This window comes from Bacillus sp. FJAT-28004 (assembly GCF_001280845.1).
In the GTDB taxonomy this organism is placed as follows: Bacteria; Bacillota; Bacilli; order Paenibacillales; family Paenibacillaceae; genus Pristimantibacillus.
Map to the genome: position 1 here is coordinate 268,302 of NZ_LGHP01000003.1, position 11,829 is coordinate 280,130.

Annotated in this window: 8 protein-coding genes; all 8 read left to right on the forward strand. The window is 42.8% G+C overall.

Annotated elements, in window-relative coordinates:
- Nucleotides 1-163: 163 nt before the first annotated feature.
- The 8 genes from AC787_RS29020 to AC787_RS29055 all read left to right on the forward strand — a co-directional run bounded on the left by AC787_RS29020 (nucleotide 164) and on the right by AC787_RS29055 (nucleotide 11,473).
- A complete protein-coding gene (locus AC787_RS29020) occupies nucleotides 164-958 on the forward strand; it encodes a Nif3-like dinuclear metal center hexameric protein (protein WP_054028444.1) in 795 nt (264 codons plus the stop codon).
- A 20-nt stretch (nucleotides 959-978) separates the two neighbouring features.
- A complete protein-coding gene (locus tag AC787_RS29025) occupies nucleotides 979-2,562 on the forward strand; it encodes a response regulator (RefSeq protein WP_321166182.1) in 1,584 nt (527 codons plus the stop codon).
- A gap of 47 nt (nucleotides 2,563-2,609) precedes the next feature.
- Nucleotides 2,610-4,385: a sensor histidine kinase gene (locus AC787_RS29030; protein WP_054028446.1), complete on the forward strand. Its 1,776-nt coding sequence runs from the start codon at nucleotides 2,610-2,612 to the stop codon at nucleotides 4,383-4,385.
- 136 nt (nucleotides 4,386-4,521) lie between these two features.
- Nucleotides 4,522-6,231: an ABC transporter substrate-binding protein gene (locus AC787_RS29035; RefSeq protein WP_054028447.1), complete on the forward strand. Its 1,710-nt coding sequence runs from the start codon at nucleotides 4,522-4,524 to the stop codon at nucleotides 6,229-6,231.
- Nucleotides 6,232-6,441: 210 nt separating this feature from the next.
- Nucleotides 6,442-7,398, forward strand: a complete 957-nt coding sequence (locus AC787_RS29040; protein WP_414731011.1) for an ABC transporter permease — start codon at nucleotides 6,442-6,444, stop codon at nucleotides 7,396-7,398.
- Nucleotides 7,399-7,413: 15 nt separating this feature from the next.
- Entirely contained in the window at nucleotides 7,414-8,358 is a 945-nt protein-coding gene (locus AC787_RS29045) for a carbohydrate ABC transporter permease (RefSeq protein ID WP_082361249.1), read from the forward strand.
- An 18-nt stretch (nucleotides 8,359-8,376) separates the two neighbouring features.
- Nucleotides 8,377-9,396 carry an endo-1,4-beta-xylanase gene (locus tag AC787_RS29050; RefSeq protein ID WP_054028449.1) on the forward strand — a complete coding sequence of 340 codons (1,020 nt, stop codon included), beginning with the start codon at nucleotides 8,377-8,379 and terminating at the stop codon, nucleotides 9,394-9,396.
- A gap of 28 nt (nucleotides 9,397-9,424) precedes the next feature.
- Nucleotides 9,425-11,473, forward strand: a complete 2,049-nt coding sequence (locus AC787_RS29055) for an alpha-glucuronidase family glycosyl hydrolase (protein ID WP_054028450.1) — start codon at nucleotides 9,425-9,427, stop codon at nucleotides 11,471-11,473.
- The last annotated feature ends 356 nt before the right edge of the window (nucleotides 11,474-11,829 follow it).

Sequence of the window (11,829 nt, forward strand, 5' to 3'; positions counted from 1 at the left end):
AATTTTTGTTGCAATATATATAGTTTATAGGGTTGACACTATATTTTTTACATTGTGTAGATTATTTTTTGAAATTACAATTAAATTAATCATGAATACGCTTTATTTCATGTTTTTATTTAATTACATGTCATAATAAAACCTATTGGGGTGGATATAAAAGATGATAAAAATACACCAAGTGATTGATGAGTTGATGGCTCCCATTCATCCCATTGTAGGCAGTGTGGATACGTTAAAGTTTGGAAACCCTCTAACGGAAGTCAAGGGAATTGCTGTTACGTTTATGGCTACTCAGGAAGTACTTGAACAGTCCGTCGAGTTAGGGGCGAATCTAATCATTACGCATGAGGGGACATTTTTCAGCCACCATGATTCTAAGGAATCATCGTATATACATGATCCTATTTATATGGCTAAAAGCCGCTTTATTGAGGAGAACGGTTTAGCTATTTATCGCTTTCACGATTATTGGCATCGTTACAAACCAGATGGCGTTATGGAGGGGCTTATTCGTGCCTTAGCTTGGGAAGATTATGTTACGGAGCAATTGCCAATCGCAACACTTATTACTATTGAACCTATGAAGCTCGAACAAGTCACTCAACATATCAAAGAAAAACTGGGAATCCATTATCTTCGTATATCGGGTGATTTATCAATGAATTGCAGCCGCATTGGTTTGTTGGCCGGCTACAGAGGAGCAGGGGAAAACGCGATTCCATTGTTTGCAAAACACCAATTAGATTTAATTCTCTACGGTGAAGGTCCTGAGTGGGAGACTCCAGAGTATGTGAGAGATGCAGTCTATATGGGAAGGCATCATGCACTTGTCGTTCTTGGACATTCGGAAAGCGAGCAGCCAGGCATGATGCTGTTAGCTGATCGGCTCCGCAAAAAATATCCAAGTATTCCAGTTCATTATATGCCTGTAGATCCTGTTTTCAAAGTGATGTAACCCCCAATAAGAGGAGGAAAATGATGCATTTACATCGTGCAATTCTAGTTGATGATGAACCATTTACCCGCAAAGGCTTGATGAAGCTGATCGATTGGGAAGCCTGCGGCTTTCAGGTCGTAGGGGAGGCCGATAATGGAGAGGATGCGCTAGAGCTGATCAAGCGTGTGCAGCCTGAACTTGTCATAACGGACATTCGTATGCCGGTCATTGATGGACTTGAGCTGATTCGATGCGTCATGATGGAAAATATAGCAGTACCCTATTTTATTATCATAAGCGGTTACAACGACTTTAATTATGCTCAGCAAGCGATGCGTTATGGTGTTCATGATTTCGTGGTTAAACCGGTGGATGAGATTGAATTTGCCGCTACCTTAACCAAATTAAATGACAAGCTTAAGCTCGAACAAGAGGAGCAAGTTAGAAATGATAGGCTGCTGGGCGGCGAAATGATTAAATCACTGATTCTCGGTGAAGCAAGTGAAACGTCCATTGCAGAATGGGAGCATCGCTTGAACTTAAGAGAAGCTGATCGTTTATATTATTTGTTTGCTGAGCTGAACGATAACTACAACTGGCATCCTTATGAGGAGAAAGTTTCCTACGCACGTTTCAAGGAGCTCGTTCAACAAGAGCTTATTCGTATTACTTCAGCAGACCAACCTATTTGCTTAAATGAGCATCGCAATCGTATTGGTATTCTGCTGCCTAGTTATTTGCTAGCACGATGGGGTGGGGAACTTGAGCGATTATTGATTGTTTTTCGAGAAGCGTTGGATGCTCATTTGGGAAAAGGCGTATTTCTTTATGCGGGATCTGCTGTTCACGCTTTGTCTAAGATTCGTGAATCGTACAAGACCGCCAAGGAAGCGAGTTTATATAAATATATTAACGAGGACAGTCGTATCGTTATCTTTGATCAAATACAGACGGAGAGGCTAAATTATATCGGATTTGATCCGGCTGAATTTAATCTGTTTATGGAGCAGATGGAAGAGCTTCAGCTGGGTGCAGTGAAAACAATTGTCGATAAATGGTTTATTGATTTTCGCGAGAAACGATATGCTCCAGAAGCTGTTAAGATGAACATTCAGCTGTGCTTGATGGGTATTTTGAAAACCATCCGTAATATGGAAGGAGACGAAAATTCCTTGACGGCGCTGGGACCGCTGCTGAATTGGCATGATTCTCATTTGTCGCTCAGCGAACTAAAGAAACTGTTTATTGCATTTATCGAAGAGAGTGGGCAAAGCATTGCTGAGCTTAGAAAGGAACAGCTGAAGAGCGATATTCAGAAAATCAAAAGCTATATTGAAGCGAATTATTCGAAAAACATCAGCTTGAAGAGCATTGCTGCGCTATTTTACGTCAATCCCGTCTATTTAGGCCAATTGTTTAAAAAGACTTATCGTGTATATTTTAATGAATTTTTACTCCAGCTTAGGGTCAACGAGGCGAAAAAGCTGCTGAGGCAATCACGAACCATGCGTATCTATGAGATTGCGGAGAAAATTGGCTTCAGCAACGCCGATTATTTTGTCACGCAATTTGAGAAGATTGAGCATATGACACCTACAGAATACCGGAACAAGCTCTTGTAGGTTTGCGCGCTTAAACCATCCGTTTATTGAAGAAAAGGAGAATATCCGTGAAGCTGAGCCTAAGTCTCAATAATGTTCGTCTACGAAATAAGCTGCTCATTCTTTATATTTTTTCGGTGTTTCTTCCAATCGTATTAACCAACGTTATTTTTTATAATGTGACGACGGATAATGTGAGAAATCAGCGGATGAAGGATATTTCACGAGCGGTAGAACAGATCAACAACGAATTCCGGTCTGAAGTCGAGGACGCCGTTACGATTTCTTCTGTGTTTTATACAGATTATAACTTAAATGAAATTTTAGAAACGGACTATCAAGAGCCGGCTGCTTATGTTGAAGCCTACGATACGTATTTTCGAAGAATTTTGAATAGTTACACGCCTGTTTATGCCTCCATTCAGAACATCAAAATTTTCGTGGAAAATCCGACGATGCTGCATTCGGGCGGCGTTGGTTATTTATCGAATGAAATTAAGCAGTCTGAATGGTATCAATTGCTCAAAGAAAGAAACAATTCGTACCCCATTTTCATTCGAACGCAGCAAGAGGATTTATATCTGAAAAGCGATAAGTCTACCAACCGGAATACGTTCAGCATTATACGCGAGATGGATTATTTTGAATCAAAAAATAATTGGGAAAAGTTTTTGAAAATCGATTTGAAAACAAGCACGATTGATCAAATATTTCGAAATCAAAACCTCCAAGGCAACATTTATTTAATTGATGATAAAGGTCAAGTTGAGTATACGACAGACCCTGAGGTGGACTGGATTACAGAATCGGTTGCGTTTGATGAATTAGCTTTTCCTAAGGATTCAATTGAGTTTCCTTCTACGAATGCCTATGTGAGTTATTTGGAAAATTGGCGAATTGTAGGGACGATTTCGGAGGAAGAGGTGCTTAAGGACGTAAGACAATCCAGAGAATTTGTTATCGTGTTGGCCTGTTTAAATATTTTCATTCCGACACTGATTATATTATGGATTTCTCGTTCACTGCATGAACGGTTAGTTCGTATTTTGCGACATATGAAAAAAGTGAAAAACCAGAATTTCGATACGATTAAGCAAGGTGAATCCTTGGATGAAATCGGACAATTAACGAGCGAATTCAATCGAATGACGATACAAGTGAAAAGTTTGATTGATGATGTTTATATTGCGGATATTCAGACCAAAACATTAGAGCTCGAACGGAGGAAAGCGCAGCTGAATGCGCTGCAAAGCCAGATTAATCCTCATTTTCTGTTTAATGCGCTGGAAACCATTCGAATGCGAAGCCTAATTAAGGACGAGATGGAGACGGCAAAGATCATACACAATATGGCGAAAATATTTAGAACCTCGCTCACTTGGGGCAAGGATCGCGTCATGGTTAGTGAAGAAATTGAATTTATTTTGTGTTTCCTCGAAATTCAGAAGTATCGATTCGAGGATCGGATGAATTATCACATTCACATAGACCCATCCGCTAAAGATTGTATGGTGCCGAAAATGATGTTTTTGCCTTTCGTAGAAAATGCCAGCATACACGGTATTGAACCGCTAAGGCATGGAGGCAGCATTCATGTGCAAGTTGAACGTGATGCGGACACGTTAATCTTCTCGATCAGAGATAACGGAATTGGCATGAACGAGCAAAAAGTAAAACAGTTTTATGGATATTTGGAAAGCGATGAAGAGCTGGGCGAGAGAATTGGCGTTCAAAACGTTATTTATCGCTTGAAGCTGATTTATGGCGACCGTTTTCAGCTATTAATTAAGAGCGAGCCTGGACAAGGTACATTTATTCGGGTTGCTGTACCCGTAGAAATGTAGCGGTGCTCGTTAAAGTGATTATCGTATATGGTTTTTAAAGTTTGAACTATAGTTTATTGGGTAAACAAAGTATTTTGTATTATTTATAATGAAAGTGCTTACAAAATAAAGTTGTACTCGAAAGGGGCTGGGGAAAGTGACAAAGAAAATATTATTAATTTGTATGACTGCCTTTATGATTTTTACTGCTGCATGCTCGAACAATGGCAATGGCGGAGAAACAAAGCCGACAGACAGCACGAACAGTCCTACCACTGAGGCAAACGACGGCGCAGAGGAGAAGAAGCCAGTTGAGAAAGTGACCTTTACTTATTTCAACGGCGTTGCGGCGGCCAAGGATACGAACTCCAATGAAACCACAATCGGCAAAATTTTAGAAGATCAAACAGGTGTCAACTTTAAAATCGAGCATTTGGTTGGGGATTTGAATACGAAGGTTGGAACGATGATCGCATCAAACGCATATCCGGATGTTATGATTCCGGATGCTGCAATTGACAAAATTTTAGATGCCGGTGCATTTATTGCTCTGGACGACCTTATTGAACAATACGGTCCGAACATTAAACGCGTATACGGTAAGTATTTTAACCAAATGAAAGCTGCGGACGGTAAAATTTACTTCCTGCCGTTTTCAAACACGGTTGGCGAGTATATTCCAGATCCGAACATTAACCAAGGCGCCTTCTGGATACAGAGACGCGTGCTGAAAGAAGCAGGTTATCCGAAAATTACGACACTTGATGCTTACATGGATTTAATTAAAAATTTCGTGGAAAAGCATAAGGATGAAGATTTGACGGGTATGGTTTCTTTGACGCATGACTGGAGATTTTTCGCTACTTCTAATCCGCCGAACCATTTGGCAGGTTACCCGAATGACGGCAATGTCATCGTCGATATGAACACATTTGAAGCGAAAACATATGCAGCGGACGACAATACGAAGCGCTGGCTGCAAAAGTTGAATGATATGAATGCTGCAGGCTTATTTGATAAAGCATCTTTCGTAGACAACTACGATCAATATTTGGCGAAATTAACTTCTCATAAAGTTGTTGGATTCTTTGATTATGGATGGCAGTTCAATAATGCGCAAGCAGCGCTTAAGGATGCTGCTAAGCAAGATCCCACGCAAGACGATTTTGTATATTTCCCACTTCCGGTAACCTTTGACGGGCAGAAGGATCAATACTTGGATCCTCCGGGCTTCGTTAAAAACCGCGGTATGGGCATTACCGTTAGTGCCAAAGATCCCGTTCGCATTATTCAATACTTGGATAATTTGCTGACAGACGAGAACCAAATTCTTCAAAAATGGGGTATCAAAGGCGATACGTTCGAGGTAGACGATAAGGGCCGGATGTATCGTACCGCTGAACAAATCACGAAGATCAACGAAGACTTTAACGTATCGTTCGGCTTCAAGTATTATTCATGGAACTGGCCGTTGTACGGTAATGGATCATCGCTTCCAGATGGCAACTCCGCTGCTCCTGGCTTGCAGCCTGAAGTGTTCCAAATGAGCTTAACGGATGCTGATAAAACGATCCTTGAGAAATATGGCGTTAAGACGTATGCCGAGATGTTCGCCGCTCCTGATGATCGGCCATGGTACCCGTCATGGGGAATTGCGAAGGAGCAAGGCTCCCCGCAGCAAATATGGGAAACGAAAAAAGACGAGCTAACGAAAAAATACTTCCCTAAGCTTGTCCTTGCGAAGCCTGCCGATTTTGAAAAAGCATGGACAGAATACACAGATGCATTCAACAAGCTGGATACAGCTGCTTACGAGAAATGGACGACAGATGAAGTGGAAAAATTGATCGAAGCATCCAAACAATAAAGATAGAAGGATCGGTGAAGGCCGGCTTGCGCATGCAAAATGCCGGCCTTTCTTCAAATATAAGAATTTATAAGTTTGTTAGCTTATAAAGGGCTTATATTTCTCCTTCAAAGCTGCTTCAGCGTCCTGAGGTCGCCGAAGGCGTTTTTACTTGCTATCCAGCATCATTCAGTCCGGAAGGAGAGAATCAAGATGGAACATAAGCCCGATATGTCATCGAGCGCCCTGGTGCTGCCTAAGAAGCCGTCAGGACTGAAGAATTTTGCGAAAAAGCTCATTGAGCAGCGCGTGCTTGTTCTTATGTCTGTGCCGTTTCTAGCGTGGTTGTTTATTTTTAAATATATGCCTCTATGGGGGTGGACCATCGCCTTTCAAGCCTATAAGCCAGCCAAAACCTTCAGTGAGCAAAAATGGATCGGGTTTGACCATTTTAAATTTTTGTTTCAGGATGAACGGTTTCTTCGCGTCTTAAGAAATACGATAGCGATGAGCGGAATCAACCTGATTCTCGGTTTCGTTACGGCGATTACACTTGCGCTGTTATTAAATGAGGTGCGCAAGGTTGCTTTTAAACGCATAGTTCAAACGGTCAGTTATTTGCCCCATTTCATTTCATGGGTAGTTGCGGCAAGCATTATTCAAACAACGTTATCTCCAGATGGCATCATCAATCAAATGCTGCTTTGGACCGGCTTGGTGGAAAAGGGCGAGGAAATTTTATTTCTCGGAATACCCGAGCAATTCTGGACCATTTTTGGAGCAAGCTCTGTATGGAAAGATGTAGGCTGGAATACAATCGTCTATCTAGCGGCAATGACGATGATTGACCCTGCGCAATATGAAGCAGCAGAGATGGATGGAGCAGGCCGAATTAAACGGATGTGGTATGTGACGCTTCCGGGTATTAAACCGGTTATTATCGTATTGCTCATTATGAATATCGGGTATTTGCTGGAATCGGGCTTCGAGCCGCAGTATTTGCTGGGGAACGGCATGAACGTCGATTTTTCGGAAAACCTTGACATATTTGTTCTAAAATACGGAATTGCGCAAGGCAACTACTCACTATCCATAGCAGCAGGCATGTTTAAAACAATTATCAGCTTCATTTTATTGTTCGCAGCGAACAATCTTGCGAAGCGTATGGGCGAGTCCAGACTGTTTTAGAGGGAGGGGTACAACATGAGTCATTCGGCAACGGAAGCTGTGTCTAACAAATCAAGCCGCATCCGCTCGTCACACGGCGATCTCATATTTGATATTTGCAATTATATCTTTCTTACCTTACTGATGGTTGTAACCTTATATCCTTTCTTGAATACAGCCGCTGTATCGCTTAACAATGCGACGGATTCAATTAAGGGCGGCATTTATTTGCTGCCGAGGATATGGACGCTGGACAATTATGTTTATGTGTTGAGGGAAGCAACGATTTTTCATGCGACGCTGATTTCGATTCTTCGAACGGTGATCGGAACGATAGCTACTGTTTTTTGTTCAGCGATGGTGGCCTACACGATTACTAGACAAGAGTACGTTCTTAGGAAATTCGTCACCATTGCGTTTATTTTAACGATGTATTTTAACGGCGGACTTATTCCGAACTTTCTATTAATCCGTGATTTAGGTTTGCTTAATAATTTTTGGGTATACATCTTCCCAGGCTTGATCGGTGTGTTTAATTTAATCATCATTCGTTCCTTTATTGAAGGATTGCCTGAGAGTATTTTGGAGTCTGCGAGAATAGACGGAGCTGGCGACTTCAAAATGTTTTACAGCATCGTCCTGCCACTTTGTGTACCTGTTCTCGCGACTGTTGCGCTATTCTCGGCGGTGTATCAGTGGAATCAGTGGTTTGATGTGTTCTTATACAATTCCTCGAATATCGATCTCAGCACATTGCAATATGAGCTGCAAAAAATTCTACAGAACTCCAACGCTTCCTTGACGACGAAGACGGCGGGCGACGCATTCGCCAATTCTGCGAACTCAGGAGCAAATACAGTGACGCCGTTTGCAATCCGGGCAACGATGACCATTGTGGCTTCCTTGCCGATCATTATGGTGTATCCGTTTCTACAGAAATATTTTGTAAAAGGTATGACGGTAGGCGGCGTGAAAGGTTAATAGATGGAGGGGAATATAATGAGCAGCATTGAAGCTAATCCTATTCCAAAGTTATACGAGGCATTTCAAACGTCATTCGATATCGGGGCAGCAGTTAATCCAAGTACAATCGTTCAGGCTCGCGATCTAATTGCCACCCATTATAATAGCTTAACCGCTGAGAATGAAATGAAATTTGTGAGCTTGCATCCTGCGGAAGATACCTATACGTTCGAAGCGGCAGACAAAATCGTAGCTTTTGCAAGAGAGCATGGGAAGAAGATGAGAGGGCATACGCTAGTTTGGCATAATCAGACGTCCGATTGGGTATTTGAAGAAGAGGATGGCAGCCCGGTTAGCCGCGAGAAGCTTTTTGATCGATTGAGAACTCATATTCATACTGTTGTTGGTCGTTATAAAGACGATATTTATGCATGGGATGTTGTCAATGAAGTCATTGCTGACGAAGGCTCACAATTGCTGCGACCTACCAAATGGCTTGATATTGCTGGACCGGAATATATCGCCAAAGCGTTCCATTTCGCACATGAAGCAGATCCTAAAGCTCAGCTTTTCTACAATGACTATAATGAATCCAATCCTCTAAAGCGCGATAAAATCTATCAATTGGTCAAATCGCTGCTGGAGCAGGATGTGCCGGTGCATGGGGTTGGTCTTCAAGCGCATTGGAGCTTATATAGTCCTCATTTGGACGAAATTCGGGCCGCTATCGAGAAGTATGCTTCGCTTGGTCTACGACTGCAATTAACGGAGCTTGATGTTTCCATGTTCCGTCATGATGACCTTCGTACAGATTTAGTTCATCCTACCGAGGAGATGCTGGAGCAGCAGGCGAAGCGATATGAAGCCTTTTTTCATCTGCTGACGGAGTATCAGGACCACATTGATGCCGTCACTTTCTGGGGTGCAGCGGATGATTATACGTGGTTGAGCGATTTTCCTGTTCGTGGACGGAAAAATTGGCCGCTGCTATTTAATGAGAATCACGAGCCTAAAGGTTCGTTTTGGAGCGTCATTAAGCAGCCCTCACAGTCGTAAGTCAGCTTATAAGGAGGCACTTTGTTTAATGAATAGTCATACGTATAAGGCTTGGCTGAATCCTCTGCCGATTGAGGATAGACAATTAATAGAAGATTATTCAGCTCTTTTCGGACAGATCGTTTTTGATGGTGAAACATCTGTTGTTTTGGAAACCGCAATAAAAGAGTTTCAAAATGGCATTCATACGTTAATTGGAATAACCCCAGAAGTAAAGGAAAAGCCAGAGCCTGAGGCTTGCAGCTTCTTTCACATCAAAGTGGATTCCGTAATCATGGACTCGGAGAAATGGGCGCAAGGGAAAGATGCCTATACACTTCAGTATAAATATGGTGAAGATCATGTCTATTTATCCCTTACGGGAGGATCGGATGCAGCTGTTTTGTATGGTATTTTTCATCTGCTGCGTCTATTAGGCGCAAGGAAGCCCATGAAAGAGCTGAATGTTAAAGAATCCCCAGCCATGTTGCTTCGAATGATTAATCAGTGGGATAATGCTGACGGTTCGGTCGAGAGAGGATACGCGGGACGTTCAATTTTTCATGAAAATGGGGATATAACGAGTGATCGAAAACGAATAATCGATTATGCGCGATTGCTCGCATCGGTCGGTCTTAACGCGATTTCTATCAACAATGTGAACGTTCATGAGATTGAGTCTACGTTCATCACAGAAGAAAGGCTTCCGTCTGTAGCGTATATTGCTGACATCTTCCGCGGATATGGCATTACGCTGTTCCTGAGTGTAAACTTTGCAGCACCTCTGCAGAATGGAGGTTTGCCCACAGCAGATCCGCTAGATGCTGGCGTGCAAAAGTGGTGGAAAGAAACGGCTGAGCGGATCTACACATTCATACCCGATTTCGGAGGATTTGTCGTGAAGGCAGATTCCGAACATCGGCCGGGCCCTTTCGCTTATGGACGTGATCATGCAGATGGAGCGAACATGCTTGCTGATGCGCTGGCATCTCATGATGGAATCGTCATCTGGCGCTGCTTCGTTTATGACTGCATGCAGGATTGGCGTGATCGGAAGATAGATCGTGCGCGTGCGGCATTTGATCATTTTAAACCGTTAGATGGTCGTTTTCGGAGTAATGTACTTCTGCAGATCAAGAATGGACCCATGGACTTTCAGGTTCGTGAGCCCGTTTCTCCGCTGTTTGGCGCAATGAAAAAAACGAATCAGATGATGGAGTTTCAAATTACCCAAGAGTATACCGGACAGCAGCAGCATTTGTGCTACCTCGTACCGCAATGGAAGCAGGTATTGGATTTTGATACTTATGCGGAAGGTTCAGGGACTGAAGTTAAGCGAGTCGTGGATGGGACTTTATTTGGCATGAAGCATAGCGGGATTGCTGCCGTATCCAATATCGGTAATGAAGAAAGCTGGACGGGCCATATTTTAGCTCAAGCCAATCTTTACGGATTTGGACGGTTGGTGTGGAACCCGAATGTTACAGCCGAGGAGATTTCCTGCGATTGGACAATAGCAACGTTCGGGAATGATCCTGTGGTTGTAGCCACGATTAGTAGAATGTTGATGAGGTCGTGGCCAATGTATGAAAGCTATACGGCACCGCTTGGCGTCGGCTGGATGGTCACACCTAATCATCATTTTGGTCCGGATGTCGACGGCTACGAGTATTCGAGATGGGGAACCTATCATTTTGCAGATCGGGACGGTATCGGCGTTGATCGGACGCAGGCGAGGGGAACTGGATATACCGCTCAGTATAATGAACCAAACAGCTCGCAGTTCGACTGTATTGAGACTTGCCCGGACGAGCTGCTTCTATTTTTTCACCATGTGCCTTACACCCATGTGCTCCAATCTGGAAAAACGGTCATTCAGCATATTTATGATACTCATTTCACGGGTGCGAATGAAGCGGAACAGATGCAGCGGGACTGGGCTGGCTTGGTCGGAAAGATCGACGATGAAAGATTTGCTCATGTCGCTGAGCGATTGGGCTTTCAAGCTAATCATGCCAAGCATTGGCGCGATGTGATCAATACGTATTTTTACCGGAAATCGGGTATCTCAGATGTGCTTGGTCGGAAGATATTTTAATTGATTTTTATTCTCGAGGTGGAGAAGTCTTTCACCTCGTTTTTGTATTTGATAGACGAGCAAAGCGGCGGACACAGGGGAAGTAACTCGTATCTAGTTGGAGTTTTTAAGAACATATATGTTCTTAAAGTGGCGTGGCAGGCTTGGATTGCAGGCTGTAAGAACGCATAGGTTCCTATATGCTCCAAAAGTGGGAAGTAACTCGTAGATGACAATGTTTAAGAACATATATGTTCTTAAAGATGCGGAGCAGGGTTAGTCTGGAGTCTGTAAGAACATATACGTGCTTATTTGCTGCTATAGCGGTGTAACAGCATCAGATAACGGTCTTTAAGAACATATATGTTCTTAAAGAG